Here is a 13,954-nt window from a genome sequence, read left to right as displayed (position 1 = left end):
CACCATAAAAACGCATATCCAAAAGACATACATCCAACAGCGCCCCTAAGACCAAATACCCAGAAACAAACCAGGCACCCAATCCCCTAAACAATCCAGGCACAAAGCCCAGACCGTCAGGACGCCGTCAACATATCCCTTCCGTTCTCTTCTCTATTCAATTGTCAATGAGCCCAGGTCCCTATCCAGAAACCCCCAGCCCCAGCAGGGCCAAAGACACTAGCAAAAACCTAGCCACTCCGTCAAGACCAGAAAGCCCCGAACCAGCGGTGAACAGCGATCTACACAACACTCTCATCACCGTCAACACGCCCCGATGCGATTTTTTGCGGTGCCCCGGACAGAGGGACGGACAAATGGCGGTTTCAGGCCGTTTTTTTATCGTCCATCAGCATAGACGTGACCGCCGCCTTGAAGGGGGCCAGAGAATCGGCCACCCGCAGGCCGGCCGCCCGCAGGTGACGGAAGGGAGGGTCGTCCCGCGTATAGAGGGTGGCGATTCCGTTGGTCGCGGCGAAGAGCGGTGCCGTGGCCATGCGGTGCCGCATCTCGAATCGGCGCAGGCTGGCCGCCGCCCCCGGATCACCATGACGGGCGAGTCCGGCGGCGATTTCCTGGGTCAGGATTTCCTGCCCCTTGAGGCCAAGATTGAAGCCATGTGCGGTGATCGGATGCATGCCGACCGCCGCATCGCCGATCAGGGCGAAGCGGCTGGCCGTGAAGCGATGGGCGTAGACCGCGCAGAGCGGATAGACGTGGCGCGTGCTGACCAGCCGCATCGCCCCCAGCCGGTTGCCGATTCGGGCCATGATTTCGGCATTGAAGGCGTCGCGTTCCATCGCGCGCAGGTTGGCGATGTGGTCGGGCGGCAGGGTCAGGACCAGCGAGGACGCGCTGCCATTGACCGGCAGCAGGGCCACGGTCTGTCCCTGGTCGAACCATTGCAGGGCCACGTGATGGTGGGGCGATTCATGCGCCATGCGGCAGACCAGCATCGCGCGGTGAAAATCGTGGGTCACGGCACCGATGCCGTGCAGGCGGCGAATATCGGAAAACCGCCCGTCGGCCGCGATGGCCAGGCGGGTTTCGATATCGCCGCCTTCGGCCAAGACCGTGACGCGGTCCCGATCGGTGCGCACGCGCCGGGTGGCGACGCCGGCGCGCAGGGTAATACCGGGACGGGAGACCGCCTCCTGATAGAGGGCACGGCGGATCAGGTGATTCGACACCAGATAGCCCAGGGCGTCGACCCCGCGGCCGCGGGTATCGAAGGTAAGCGGGTGGTTCCGGCGGCCGGTTTCCACCCGGGCCTCACGCAGGGGCGACACGCCGATGGCGGGTATCCGCGCCCAGGCGCCGCTGGCCCGCAGGGCGGACACCGAATGGTGGGTCAGGGCGATCTCGCGCCCGTCGAAATCCGGGTCGGCCAGGGCGGCGTGGGGCGCACGTTCCAGCACCGTGACCGACAGGCCCAGCGCATCGAGCGAAAGGGCCATGGCCAGGCCTGCCGGGCCGCCGCCGATAATGGTCACGTCACTGCGCATGGCCTGCTCCCCCGCTACCTGCCCGATCAGCCATCGGCGCCGAACGTCACCGGCGTGCCGTGCCATTCGGCGACGTAGTCCGCAACCGGACGGCGGGGCGGCAGGGGGCGGGATGGATCCGGCGTGCCGACGAAGAGGAAGCCCGCCAGACGATGCGGCGCGGTGAAGCCCAGCGCCGCGGCCACCGCCGGGTCATATGTCATGTCGCCCGTGACCCACACGCCGCCGAAGCCCGTGGCATGCAGGGCGTTGAGGATGTTCATGGCCGCGGCAGCGACCGCCATTTCCTGCTCGATGACCGGAATCTTGTCGTCGGGCCGTACATGCATGCCCAGCGCGATCGTCAGCGGCATGGTGGAGAAGCGGGTGCGGCGCTTTTCGATCTTGGCCGCGGGCACGTCCGGGTCGCGCGCCTTCATGCCGGCGACGATCAGTTCGGCCAGCCGGGGGCGGGCCGCACCGCGGACCAGCACATAGCGCCACGGACGCAGCCGCCCATGGTCGGGCGCGCGCATCGCGGTGGCGAGGATGTCTTCGAGCACCGCGCCCTGGGGCGCCGGTTCGGCCAGCATGTCGGTCGACGAACGGGAGAGGAGATGGTTGAGCACGGCCATCGGGCGCTCCTTCTTCTGCGGGGCCGCCATTCCCATATGAGCCGTCCCGATATGATCCGCACCGATCCGCATCTGCATGTGATCTGCCTGCATCGGCTCTCCTGCTATCCGCCGGGTCTTCCCCTGGGCCTGCATCTGGGGGACGGCCCGAAGGATAGGCGGCGGGATGGCACCATGCCGCACAAGCCCCGCAAAGCCAATATCGGGCATGGCCACGGGGCGAAACCCGCCGCAAGGCAATCCGGACCACAGGAATGGTGGCCTAATGCGGTCCACTCCTGTAGGAGAACGGGCATGGACACAGCCCGCACAGCCACGATTCATCGCGTCACCGGCGAGACCGACATTCTGGTTCGCCTGGATCTGGACGGCACCGGCCAATCCCGCATCGAGACGGGAATCGGCTTCTTCGACCATATGCTGACGGCGCTGGCCCGGCATGGAATGTTCGACATGGACATCGCGGCGAAGGGCGACCTGCATATCGATTTCCACCATACGGCCGAGGATACCGGCATTGCGCTGGGCCAGGCCTTTGCGAAGGCGATCGGCGACAAGCGGGGCATCCGGCGGTTCGGCCATGCGCTGGCCCCGCTGGACGAGGCACTGAGCGAGGTGGTGGTGGATATTTCCGGCCGGCCCTACCTGGCCTGGTCGGTGGACTTCACGCGCGACAAGATCGGGGAGATGGACACCGAGCTGTTCGAGGAATTCTTCCGCGCCTTCGCCATGAGCGCGATGATCACCCTGCATGTCACGCAGAAGGCGGGCCGGAATTGCCACCATATCGCCGAGGCGTCGTTCAAGGCGACGGCGCGGGCGCTGCGCATGGCCGCCGAGGCCGATCCGCGCGCCGCCGGGGCGATCCCATCGACCAAGGGCGTGCTGTGACGACCTATTCCTCCTGGTTCCGGGCGCAGGGGGCCCGGCCGCCGGTGCTGGTAGGCGAGCGCCTGTCCTGGCGGGTGCTGCTGCTGGGCTGGCTGGGGCTGGTGCTGCAGGGCAGTTGGATCGCGGGCCTGCTGGCCGGGGCAGCCAGTCTGGTGCTGATGGCCGTCGCCGGGCATGGGATGCCGGCCATCGCGCTGTGGGTGGGGCTCCATCTGGGACTGGCGCTGTGCGCCGCCGATATCCGGACCTGGGAATTGCGGCTGAACGGGCTGACGGCCGGGCCGGTCGTCGTGGCGAAGGGGCGCGACGCGGCCATGCTGCGTCTGCTGGACCGCTATCCCCAGACAATGGTGCCGCGCGCGGCGGCCACGGAGACGTGAGCATGGCATTCGAGAGCCGGTCTCCCGGGGCGGGGTTTCCCGCGCCCCGATCCATCGTGGTGATCGATTATAATGGCGGCAACCTGGCGTCGGCCGCGCGAGCGGTGGCGCGCGCCGCCGCCGATAGCGGGATCGACGCCGCGGTGACGATTACCGCCGACCCGCAGGCAGTGCGCAATGCCGACCGGATCGTGCTGCCCGGACAGGGAGCGTTCGCCGATTGCGCGGCCGGGCTGGAGGCCGTGCCCGGCCTGCGGCAGGCGATCATCGACGCGACGGATCGCGGCACGCCGTTCCTGGGTATTTGCGTGGGCATGCAATTGATGGCCACGCGCGGACTGGAACACGCGATCACCCCCGGATTCGGCTGGATCGCCGGCGAAATCGCCGCGATGGAGGCGCCCGGGCTGCGCCTGCCGCAAATGGGGTGGAACAAGCTGGATTTCACGCCGGGCGCGCATCCGCTGACTGATGGGCTGGCGCCCGACGCCCACGGCTATTTCGTGCATTCCTATGCCCTGCGCGACGGAGCGGCTGGGGAACTGGTGGCAACGACCGAGTATGGCGGCGCAGTGCCGGCCATCGTCGCACGGGGTAACCGGGCCGGCACGCAGTTCCATGTCGAGAAGAGCCAGGCGGTCGGGCTGCGCATTCTGGCGAACTTCCTGCGCTGGGCGCCCGCCCCGCAAGAGGTGCGCGCATGAACGAGATCGGCGTCCCGATGGCGGGCCGCGTGCGCGCCGAACGGGTGCAGGAACTGCATGACGACGACATGCAGGCGCTGTGCGAGGCGACGGATGCCGCGATCCTGGACGGCGGCGGGTTCGGCTGGCTGAACGTGCCCGGGCGGCAGGCGCTGGAGCGCTATTTCCGTGGCCTGCTGATGGTGCCGGAACGCATGCTGTTCGTCGCCCGGCTGGACGGCATCATCGTCGGGGCGGCGCAACTGGTGCGGCCGCCGCGCAACAACGAAGCGCAGGCGATGAGTGCCACGCTGATGCATCTTTATGTCGCGCCCTATGCCCGCGGACATGGGCTGGGCCGGCTGTTGCTGCTGGAGGCCGAGCAGTGCGCGCGGGCGATGGGGTACCAGATCCTGAACCTGGATGTGCGCGAGACGCAGGAGGCCGCCATCCGGCTGTTCCGCGGCTTCGGCTTTCATCACTGGGGCACGCATCCCAGTTATGCCCGCGCGGGCGGGCGCACGGTGCGCGGCCTGTTCTTCACCAAACGCCTGCAGGAGAATGAGCGTGTCGTGCCCGCCCATCCGCGGGCGGCCAGCATCCCCATTCCTGCCACGGGACCCGCCAGCGTGACCGGACACAGCCTGACCCTCTATCCCGCCATCGACCTGAAGGACGGGGCCTGCGTGCGCCTGCGCCGGGGCGAGATGGACGATGCCACAATCTATTCCGACGACCCGGGCGCGCAGGCCCGGGTCTGGGCGCAGTCCGGGTGCAGGTGGCTGCATGTCGTGGACCTGAACGGCGCGTTCGCCGGGCGATCGGCCAACGCGCCGGCGGTCGAGGCGATCATCGCCAACGCCACCGTGCCGGTGCAACTGGGCGGCGGGCTGCGTGACATGGCAGGCATCGAGCGCTGGCTGGCCGCCGGCGTGACCCGGGTAATCCTGGGCAGCGTCGCGGTCAAGAATCCGGAGTTGGTGCGCGAGGCCTGCCGGGCCTTTCCCGGACGGATCGTGGCCGGGATCGACGCACGGTCGGGCCAGGTGGCGACCGAGGGCTGGGCCGAGACGTCGAACATGAAGGCGATCGAACTGGGCCGCCGGATGGAAGATGCCGGGGTCGCCGCGATTATCTTCACCGAGATCAGCCGCGACGGCATGCTGACGGGCATCGACATCGCTCAGACCGCCGAACTGGCGAATGCGCTGTCGATCCCGGTCATTGCCAGCGGCGGAGTCGGGACGGTGGAGCATCTGCGCGCCTTGCGGGCCGCGACCGTGCACGCACCGGGAATCGAAGGCGTGATCGTCGGCCGGGCCCTGTATGACGGCAGGGTTGACCCGGCGGACGCGCTGCGGGTTCTGTCCTGATGCTGAAATTGCGGGTCATACCCTGCCTGGACGTCAAGAACGGCCGGGTGGTGAAGGGGGTCAATTTCGTCGCGCTGCGCGATGCGGGCGATCCCGTCGAACAGGCGGCCGTTTATGACGCGGCGGGCGCAGACGAGCTGACATTCCTGGACATCACCGCCAGCCATGAGAACCGCGACACGATTCTGGACGTGGTCAGCCGCACGGCCGAGCGGATCTTTCTGCCGCTGACGGTGGGGGGTGGGGTGCGCACCACCGACGACATGCGGCGGCTGCTGTTGGCCGGCGCCGACAAATGCGCGATGAATTCCGCCGCGGTCAACCGGCCCGAGCTTGTGAACGAGGCCGCGCGGAAATTCGGCAGCCAGTGCGTGGTGGTGGCGATCGACGCGCGGTCGGACGGGCATGGGTCATGGGACGTCTATACCCATGGCGGGCGCACCCCCACGGGACGCAATGTGATCGATTGGTGCCGCGAGGTGGCCGAACGCGGCGCGGGCGAGATCCTGCTGACCAGCATGGACCGCGACGGCACCGGCAGCGGATTCGACCTGGATCTGCTGCGCACGGCCTGCGCTTCGGTGCGGGTGCCGATCGTGGCGTCGGGCGGTGTGGGCACGCTGGCGCATTTCGTCGAGGGCGCGCGTGCCGGAGCGACCGGGCTGCTGGCGGCCAGCGTGTTCCATTTCGGCCAGTTCGCCATTCCGCAGGTCAAGCAGGCGCTGGCCGAAGCCGGCCTGCCGGTGCGCCACATCCAGCCCGATCATACGGCGTAAGCCGCGCCGGACCCCCGAGCCAGAGAGCACGATGCCGAAGACCCCCAAGACCCTGCGTCCCAAGACCCGGGGCCCAAAGTCCCCAACCCCCAAGTCCCTGGACAAGACCGACGGCGCCAAGGCCGCCGGCAAGAAGGCATCCGCCAAGAAGAGCGCGACGACCCCGGGCAAGAGCACCAAGCACACCATTGTGCCGACGCCGCTGCCGGCCGCGCCGCAAGCCACGTCCGACGTACTGGACCGGCTGTTCGCCGTGGTCACCGCGCGCCGCGGGACCGATCCGTCGCTGAGTCATTCCGCGCGGCTGCTGGCCCGTGGGCGGCGCAAGATCGCACAGAAATTCGGCGAGGAAGCCGTCGAGTGTCTGATCGAGGCCGTGGCCGGCAACCGCGACGAACTGGTGGGCGAAAGCGCAGATGTGCTGTACCACCTGATCGTCATGTGGGTGGATGCCGCGGTGCAGCCGGAAGAAATCTGGGCCGAACTGCAACGCCGCGAGGGCGTGAGCGGCATTGCCGAGAAGGCCGCCCGCCCCCATGACCCGCTGGCGGGCTGACGCCGGACTGGCATACGCCCCCGCGCGACGCAGGGCCGCCTTGATCGTGAGCCGCCATAAACGAGGAGAGATGTCCATGGCCGTTTCGGGACGGGGTCCGTACGATCCGCAGAATATCTTCGCCAAGATCCTGCGCGGGGAAATCCCGTGCCGGAAAATCTATGAAAACGACCATGCCCTGGCGTTTCATGACATCGCGCCGAAGGCACCGGTGCATGTGCTGATTATTCCCAAGGGGGCGTATGTCTCCTTCGCGGATTTCAGCAGCACGGCCAGCGATGCCGAGATCGCGGGCTTTACCCGTGCGGTAGGGCAGGTAGCTTCGCTGCTGGGACTGGAGGATGCGGGGTATCGCCTATTGTCGAACATGGGGGTGGCGGCCGGTCAGGAAGTGCCGCATTTCCACATCCACCTGTTCGGCGGCGCCGCGCTGGGGCCGATGCTGCATCGTCACTAGGCCGGTCGGGAGACCAGATCCCACCGCCATCCCGGCGCGCGAACCATAAGCTGTCGGAAAAAACCCGGCCGGTTCGCGCACGGCTAAAACGCATACGAACCAACAGCTTGGCCGAGAGCACCCAACCCGTTTCCTTCCGCCGCCGGCAATCCGGCCGAACGTTCGCGGAATAGAAGGGTTTTTCCTTGGTAAGGCAATATGATAGCTGGTACGGCGTCGCTCCCCGCGCGGGAGCGTGGATTGAAACCTGCCCGGCTCCTGGAAATCAATGCGCCCGAGATCGTCGCTCCCCGCGCGGGAGCGTGGATTGAAACTCGGGTCCGTCGCGTCAATCTGTTCTCGCGCCCTGGTCGCTCCCCGCGCGGGAGCGTGGATTGAAACTTCGGCGCTGTCGGCCTCGATCTGCATCGCGGCTGTCGCTCCCCGCGCGGGAGCGTGGATTGAAACTTGACGACGTGCACACGGCCCCGACCGGATTTCGCGTCGCTCCCCGCGCGGGAGCGTGGATTGAAACACCGTGCATCGCCAGAAGGGCACGGCCTATGCGGTGTCGCTCCCCGCGCGGGAGCGTGGATTGAAACGTATCGAACATGACAGTCGCCCGGCGGTATGGTGGTCGCTCCCCGCGCGGGAGCGTGGATTGAAACCGTCCATCCAACAGCGCGCGGACCATCGGAGCCGTCGCTCCCCGCGCGGGAGCGTGGATTGAAACCCATCGACGACCTGAACCGCATCGGCGTACAGGGTCGCTCCCCGCGCGGGAGCGTGGATTGAAACTATGGGTGTAACGGGTCGACCGCTAGAAAAGAGTCGCTCCCCGCGCGGGAGCGTGGATTGAAACACCCCCGGTGCCCGCGGCAACGGCATCCATCCGACGGTCGCTCCCCGCGCGGGAGCGTGGATTGAAACCCAGCAAGGACGGGCCGACTGCACCCAGTTCAAGGTCGCTCCCCGCGCGGGAGCGTGGATTGAAACACGCACATCTTTATTCAGTTCTGAATAAAATTCCCGTCGCTCCCCGCGCGGGAGCGTGGATTGAAACCAAGCGACTCGGCTGCCATGATGACGGGTTGCGCGTCGCTCCCCGCGCGGGAGCGTGGATTGAAACGCTCGTATGCGACGCATCCGGACGTTTATAACCGTCGCTCCCCGCGCGGGAGCGTGGATTGAAACGCTTGCTCGGCAATATATCTGTCAGAATCGAAACGGTCGCTCCCCGCGCGGGAGCGTGGATTGAAACATCTCCGCGACGTGTTTGGTGTTACCTTGATGAGTCGCTCCCCGCGCGGGAGCGTGGATTGAAACATGGTCCATTGCGGGATGGACGAGGGGACCGCTGGTCGCTCCCCGCGCGGGAGCGTGGATTGAAACTGGCGCGACTCGGACTGGCCGGGGCGGTATCACGGTCGCTCCCCGCGCGGGAGCGTGGATTGAAACCCCGGATCGTAGTTCGTCAGGCCGTAAGCGAATTCGTCGCTCCCCGCGCGGGAGCGTGGATTGAAACAGGTATGCAGCATCGACACCCTGAAATCCCTGCTGGTCGCTCCCCGCGCGGGAGCGTGGATTGAAACCGGGCTGCTGGCACTGAACGGTGCATGTGACGGGTCGCTCCCCGCGCGGGAGCGTGGATTGAAACCGCGTCATCCGCGAACACGACATCCAGCCCCGCCGTCGCTCCCCGCGCGGGAGCGTGGATTGAAACATCGATGAGGCGTCGGATCGCGAAGATCAGCGCGGGTCGCTCCCCGCGCGGGAGCGTGGATTGAAACACGAACAGGTCCCAGGCCCGCTGACTACCATTCGGCCGCTCTTCGCGGAAGCGTGGGGTGAAACCAGACGTTAGTGGATTAAGGCAGAGGCTATCATGCCGGCCCAGGTGGAGATCTAGGCAAAGCCGGATCAGCGAAATGGATGCTGCGGCGGGTGTGACTGAATCTTCACATAAAATTTATGCAACTCCGCCGAGAAAACGTACGGCGCGTTGATCTGGCGCATCGCCAACCCGGGTAGATGCCTTCATCCTGCGATACATGGACCTGTTCGCGCATTCGCTACCCGATGACCCGGACCCACGACGGTGGGAACCGTTGATCGACCATCTGGCTGATGTCGGCGGCCTGGCGGAATCGTTCGCCACGCCGTTCGGCGCCGCATTGTTTGGCCGAGTGGTCGGGTTGTTGCACGATATCGGGAAATGTTCGGCCGCGTATCAGCATTATATCCGAATGGCGGGCGCGCGCGGCCCCGACCACAGCACGGCCGGCGCCCGCGTGGCCGTCGAATTGTATGGCGCCCTGGGGCGGCTGCTGGCCTTTGCCATTGCCGGCCACCACAGCGGTCTGATGGACGGTGCCGGGCATGGCGGAAAAAACCGCACGCTGAAGGAACGCCTGGATAGCGGGGTTTACGACATCGAACCCATCGGGGACTGGCAATCGGTCTGCCCGACCCTGCCGAGCCCGCAGGACCTGAGGGCCTTGCGGCCGCCGGCCGCCAATCCGGATTATCCCGGTTTTACCGTCGCCTTCTTTACCCGCATGCTATTTTCCTGCCTGACGGATGCCGACTTCATCGCGACCGAGCGTTTTTATGCCACGGCGGCGCAGGAGCCGCCGCCAGCGCGCGGCGGCACACTGCGGCCCGCGCACCTGGACGCCATACGCGGCCACATGCGAACGCGGCGCCGCGACGACACGCCGCTGAACCGGTTGCGGGGCGCCATTCTGGACCATGCTGTCGGCAAGGCCGCTCTGGCGCCGGGGCTGTTCACGCTGACGGTGCCGACCGGCGGTGGCAAGACGCTGACGTCACTGCAGTTCGCGCTGGAACATGCGGCGCGGCACGGCATGCGCCGTGTCATCTATGTCATTCCCTTCACCTCGATCATCGAACAGACGGCGGCGGTGTTCCGCGCGGCTCTGGGCACGCCGGACGATATTCTGGAGCATCACGCCAGCTTCGATTGGGACAGACGCCAGCCGGGCAGCGAGAATGACAGCGAGGAAGAGGGCGCGGACGGGCTGAGCAAACTGCGCCGCGATGCCGAGAACTGGGACGCGCCGATCATCGTCACCACCAGCGTGCAATTTTTCGAATCGCTGTTCGCCGCGCGCGGCAGCCGGGCGCGGAAACTGCACAACATCGCCCAAAGCGTCGTGGTGCTGGACGAGGTGCAGTCGCTGCCGGTCCATCTATTGCGCCCGTGCATGGCGGCCCTGGACGAACTGGCCCGCAATTACCGGACCAGCATCGTTTTGTGCACCGCCACGCAGTCGGCGCTGCGACGGCAGGACGAAGCATTGCCGCCTGCGCCGCGCGGGCATCGCGAAGGGCTGGACATCGACGACACGCGCGAACTGGCCCCCGATCCGGCCGGTCTTTATACGGCGCTGAAGCGGGTTTCGGTCGAATGGCGGCAGGAGCCGGTTTCGGACCAGGACATCGCGGACCGTTTCGCGGAGCGCGACCAGATGCTGTGCATCGTCAATACGCGGGCTCATGCGCAGGAATTATTTACCCGCATCGGCGCCATGCCCGGGGCACGCCATCTGACGACCCTGATGTGTCCGGCGCATCGCCGCGCGATTCTGGAGGAAATTCGTCAGGACCTGACGGCCGGGCAGCCGGTGCGCCTGGTATCGACCAGCTTGATCGAAGCCGGGGTGGATGTCGATTTTCCCGAGGTATGGCGGGCTGCGGCGGGATTGGCCTCCATCGCACAGGCCGCCGGGCGCTGCAATCGCGAGGGGCGCCTGGCAGGCTTGGGCCGCGTGGTGGTGTTCGAGGCGCCGGACCCCGACGATGCGTCGAAGCGCCGGATCATGCCGGCGCTGGAGCCATTCTGGCAGGCGACGCGGCCCATCCTGCACCGGGGCCTGGATGTGCTGGGGCTGGAGGCCGTGCATGCCTATTTCCGGGAACTCTATTTTCAACTGCGCTATGAGGGAATGGATGCGGCCCGGATCGATGGCCGGGTTTTCCCCATCCTGCCGGCCGTCGCACACGCGGCGCAGGGACGTGATTTTCCCTTCGCGCAGATCGACCAAGCCTTTCGCATGATCGACACGGTCATGGAAGAGGTGATCATCCCATGGGACGAGACCGCCCGGCGCGTCCTGCACGCGCTGGAACATGCGCCGGTGCTGCCCGGCGGCACGATGCGGCGGCTGCAGCAATATAGCGTGCCCGTTCCGGCACAGACGCGCCGGGTGCTGCTGGCCGCTGGTGCCGTGCAGCCGATCCGAGCGCAGGACTATGGAGACCGGTTCGTCTGTCTCGATCCCGGCGCGCTGGATCTGTACGATGACAGGCTGGGCCTGAAACTTGACGACCCGACCTTCCGTCATTCCGAAAACAATGTGTGGTAGTCAGCGATTTCCGGTCCGTTTGGACCGGAAATCACCCGCCATAAGTGTCACATTCTTCACACGGAAGATTTCAACCCACGCCGCTATGCGGCGACTATGGAGGTTCTACCTCGACCACGATCCGCATGTCAGCTCTTCCACCGATTTTCACGCGGATTACAATCTTGCCAAAATTTTTCTTCCGACAAGACATTTCTGCTCCATTGACCCGCGGCGAGACAAGCCCGGTGGCATCCCGCGCGCAAGACAATCTTCCTTCCTTGTGACGATTGAGTCAGTATGACTCATCGCTTGACAAAGCCCCATTGATCGTTTTATTTATCAAAACAAGCGACGTCCAGGAGAAAGGCATCCCATGGGAGTGCGACTGCATGTCTGGGGCGAACGGGCCTGCTTCACCAGGCCAGAGCTCAAGTCTGAAAGAGTGTCGTATGACGTGCCGCCCCCCTCGGCCGCGCGGGGAATACTTGAAGCCATCCATTGGAAGCCGGCAATTCGCTGGCATATCGATCGCATTCATGTTCTGAAGCCGATCCGGTTCCAGTCCTTGCGCCGCAACGAAGTCGGCGCCAAGGCCAGCGCCGCGCTTGCGGCGCGCGGCATGGCGGCGGGCCGGACCGACGGGCTGGGCCTGAATGTCGATGATCATCGCCAGCAGCGCGCGGCAACCATCCTGATCGATGTCGCCTATGTCATCGAGGCTCATTTCACGATGACAGAAAAGGCGGGGTCCGGCGATACGCCGGCCAAGCATATCAGCATGTTCAACCGGCGCGCCGCGCAGGGGCAATGTTTCCACCGCCCGTGCCTGGGCACGCGCGAGTTCCCTGCGGAATTCGCCCTGCTGCCCGAGGGCGCGCCACTGCCCGCGTCGGACCACCCGGCCGGCTCGGTCGATCTGGGATGGATGCTGCACGACATCGATTTCGCCGACGGCTGCACCGCGCGCTTCTTCCGCGCCAAGATGGAAGACGGCGTGCTGACGGTGCCTGCCGCCGATAGTCCGGACCTGGCCGCATGATGGCCGCACATCGCCCCGGCCCGCTGGAAGCGCTGGTCGGGTATTACAACCGGATGGACGATGCCGAAGAACCGGGCTGGAGCCTGGAGAAGATCGGCTGGTGCATCATCATCGACCGTGACGGACAGGTCGTGGACGTATTGGACTGCCATGACCGAAACGGCAAGAAGCCGGCGCCCCGGCTGCTGCCGGTGCCGGCGTCGATCAAGCGTACCGTCGGCATCGCACCCAATTTCCTGTGGGACAAAACATCCTATACGCTGAGCCGAACGGCTGGCACCGGCAAGCGGACGGCGCAGGAGCATGCGGCGTTCGTGGCGTTCCACCAGGCGCAACTGAACGGCACCAACGATGCGGGCCTGGTCGCGTTTCTGCGTTTCCTGGAGAACTGGCAGCCGGATCGGTTCAATGCGGAACCCTTTCGGTCCGAGATGCTGGATGCCAATATCGTGTTTCGCCTGGACGGCGACGATGATTACCTGCATCGCCGCCCCGCCGCCCGGCGCCTGGCCGAGCGGGTGCGTGAGACGGCCGACACGCGGACGGTTTTCTGCCTGGTGACCGGCGAGCGGGCGATGCCCGCGCGCTTGCACCCTTCGATCAAGGGCGTGGACGGCGCGCAGACGGCCGGGGCCAGCCTGGTCTCGTTCAATCTGGATGCGTTCTGTTCCTATGATCACAAGCAGGGGGACAATGCGCCGACATCGGAGGGCGCGGCCTTTCGCTATGGCGCGGCGCTGAACCGGCTGCTGACCCGCAACGGGCCCAACCGCGTCCGGCGGCCGGTGGGGGATGCGACGGTCGTGTTCTGGGCCGAAGCGGACGACCCGCAGGCGGCACGGAACGCCGATGACTGGTTCCAGGAGGCGCTGCATCCATCGGTCGCCGATGCAGGCGCGGCGCGCGCGATCGGCGACGAACTGGACGCGGTGGCGCGCGGGTTGCCGCTGTCGCAATTGCGCCCCGACATTCAGCCAGGCACGCGCTTTCACGTGCTGGGACTGTCGCCGAACGCGGCGCGGCTGTCGGTCCGGTTCTGGCAGTCGGACAGTCTGGACGCGTTCGCCCGACGGCTGGCCGCGCATTATGACGACATGCGCATGGAGCCGTCGCCCTGGGCACGGCCGCCGGACGTCAACCTGCTGCTGGCGAAGACCGTGGCGTTGCAGGAGAAGTTCGAGAACATCCCGCCCCTGCTGGCCGGCGAGGTCCTGCGCGCGATCCTGGCCGGAAGCCCCTATCCGCGATCATGGCTGGCCGCCACGCTCATGCGTCTGCGCGCGGGCGACGAC

The 13,954-nt window shown here is 66.3% G+C and carries 12 protein-coding genes and 1 CRISPR repeat array; of the genes, 10 read left to right on the top strand and 2 right to left on the bottom strand.

What is annotated here, in order from left to right:
• Window positions 1-365: 365 nt before the first annotated feature.
• Together ubiM and HUK84_RS04460 are read right to left on the bottom strand one after the other, a co-directional pair.
• A complete protein-coding gene (gene ubiM, locus HUK84_RS04465) occupies window positions 366-1,544 on the bottom strand; it encodes a 5-demethoxyubiquinol-8 5-hydroxylase UbiM (protein ID WP_176639183.1) in 1,179 nt (392 codons plus the stop codon).
• Between the two features lie 26 nt (window positions 1,545-1,570).
• The gene (locus tag HUK84_RS04460; protein ID WP_176639186.1) at window positions 1,571-2,158 is read right to left on the bottom strand and encodes a nitroreductase family protein; all 588 of its coding nucleotides are present in this window, start codon (window positions 2,156-2,158) and stop codon (window positions 1,571-1,573) included.
• A gap of 294 nt (window positions 2,159-2,452) precedes the next feature.
• Here HUK84_RS04460 and hisB point away from each other — a divergent pair, with 294 nt between their 5' ends.
• The 10 genes from hisB to cas8c all read left to right on the top strand — a co-directional run.
• Window positions 2,453-3,049, top strand: coding sequence for an imidazoleglycerol-phosphate dehydratase HisB (gene hisB, locus HUK84_RS04455; RefSeq protein WP_176639182.1), 597 nt, complete (start codon window positions 2,453-2,455; stop codon window positions 3,047-3,049).
• Complete coding sequence (locus HUK84_RS04450) at window positions 3,046-3,429, top strand: hypothetical protein (RefSeq protein WP_176639181.1); 384 nt, start codon at window positions 3,046-3,048, stop codon at window positions 3,427-3,429. The genes hisB and HUK84_RS04450 overlap by 4 nt, the downstream gene beginning before the upstream one ends.
• A 2-nt stretch (window positions 3,430-3,431) precedes the next feature.
• Entirely contained in the window at window positions 3,432-4,133 is a 702-nt protein-coding gene (hisH, locus tag HUK84_RS04445; RefSeq protein WP_176639185.1) for an imidazole glycerol phosphate synthase subunit HisH, read from the top strand.
• Window positions 4,130-5,485, top strand: coding sequence for a 1-(5-phosphoribosyl)-5-[(5-phosphoribosylamino)methylideneamino]imidazole-4-carboxamide isomerase (gene hisA, locus HUK84_RS04440; RefSeq protein WP_176639180.1), 1,356 nt, complete (start codon window positions 4,130-4,132; stop codon window positions 5,483-5,485). The genes hisH and hisA overlap by 4 nt, the downstream gene beginning before the upstream one ends.
• Complete coding sequence (hisF, locus tag HUK84_RS04435) at window positions 5,485-6,261, top strand: imidazole glycerol phosphate synthase subunit HisF (protein WP_176639179.1); 777 nt, start codon at window positions 5,485-5,487, stop codon at window positions 6,259-6,261. Before hisA ends, hisF begins: the two co-directional genes overlap by 1 nt.
• Window positions 6,262-6,292: 31 nt before the next feature.
• Window positions 6,293-6,817 carry a phosphoribosyl-ATP diphosphatase gene (locus HUK84_RS04430; protein WP_246285383.1) on the top strand — a complete coding sequence of 175 codons (525 nt, stop codon included), beginning with the start codon at window positions 6,293-6,295 and terminating at the stop codon, window positions 6,815-6,817.
• Window positions 6,818-6,893: 76 nt separating this feature from the next.
• Window positions 6,894-7,274, top strand: coding sequence for a histidine triad nucleotide-binding protein (locus HUK84_RS04425; RefSeq protein WP_176639178.1), 381 nt, complete (start codon window positions 6,894-6,896; stop codon window positions 7,272-7,274).
• A 215-nt stretch (window positions 7,275-7,489) separates the two neighbouring features.
• A CRISPR array of direct repeats spans window positions 7,490-9,043; the repeat unit is 32 nt; unit sequence GTCGCTCCCCGCGCGGGAGCGTGGATTGAAAC.
• Between the two features lie 318 nt (window positions 9,044-9,361).
• Window positions 9,362-11,641: a CRISPR-associated endonuclease Cas3'' gene (locus HUK84_RS04420; protein WP_246285382.1), complete on the top strand. Its 2,280-nt coding sequence runs from the start codon at window positions 9,362-9,364 to the stop codon at window positions 11,639-11,641.
• A 355-nt stretch (window positions 11,642-11,996) separates the two neighbouring features.
• A complete protein-coding gene (gene cas5c / locus HUK84_RS04415) occupies window positions 11,997-12,662 on the top strand; it encodes a type I-C CRISPR-associated protein Cas5c (RefSeq protein ID WP_176639176.1) in 666 nt (221 codons plus the stop codon).
• A partial coding sequence (gene cas8c, locus HUK84_RS04410) for a type I-C CRISPR-associated protein Cas8c/Csd1 (protein WP_176639175.1) occupies window positions 12,659-13,954 on the top strand: 1,296 nt, incomplete at its 3' end. The genes cas5c and cas8c, both read left to right, overlap by 4 nt.

Source organism: Nguyenibacter vanlangensis (genome assembly GCF_013376155.1).
Lineage (GTDB): Bacteria > Pseudomonadota > Alphaproteobacteria > Acetobacterales > Acetobacteraceae > Gluconacetobacter > Gluconacetobacter vanlangensis.
Note: the sequence above shows the minus strand (reverse complement) of the source record. Positions and strands in the feature narration are given on the sequence as shown.

Excerpts from the sequence above, each read along its gene's own strand:
- hisH (WP_176639185.1), top strand. The coding sequence starts at position 3,432 with ATGGCATTCGAGAGCCGGTCTCCCGGGGCGGGGTTTCCCGCGCCCCGA.
- ubiM (WP_176639183.1), bottom strand. The coding sequence starts at position 1,544 with ATGCGCAGTGACGTGACCATTATCGGCGGCGGCCCGGCAGGCCTGGCC.
- HUK84_RS04425 (WP_176639178.1), top strand. The coding sequence starts at position 6,894 with ATGGCCGTTTCGGGACGGGGTCCGTACGATCCGCAGAATATCTTCGCC.
- cas5c (WP_176639176.1), top strand. The coding sequence starts at position 11,997 with ATGGGAGTGCGACTGCATGTCTGGGGCGAACGGGCCTGCTTCACCAGG.
- HUK84_RS04430 (WP_246285383.1), top strand. The coding sequence starts at position 6,293 with ATGCCGAAGACCCCCAAGACCCTGCGTCCCAAGACCCGGGGCCCAAAG.
- hisA (WP_176639180.1), top strand. The coding sequence starts at position 4,130 with ATGAACGAGATCGGCGTCCCGATGGCGGGCCGCGTGCGCGCCGAACGG.
- hisB (WP_176639182.1), top strand. The coding sequence starts at position 2,453 with ATGGACACAGCCCGCACAGCCACGATTCATCGCGTCACCGGCGAGACC.
- hisF (WP_176639179.1), top strand. The coding sequence starts at position 5,485 with ATGCTGAAATTGCGGGTCATACCCTGCCTGGACGTCAAGAACGGCCGG.
- HUK84_RS04460 (WP_176639186.1), bottom strand. The coding sequence starts at position 2,158 with ATGGCCGTGCTCAACCATCTCCTCTCCCGTTCGTCGACCGACATGCTG.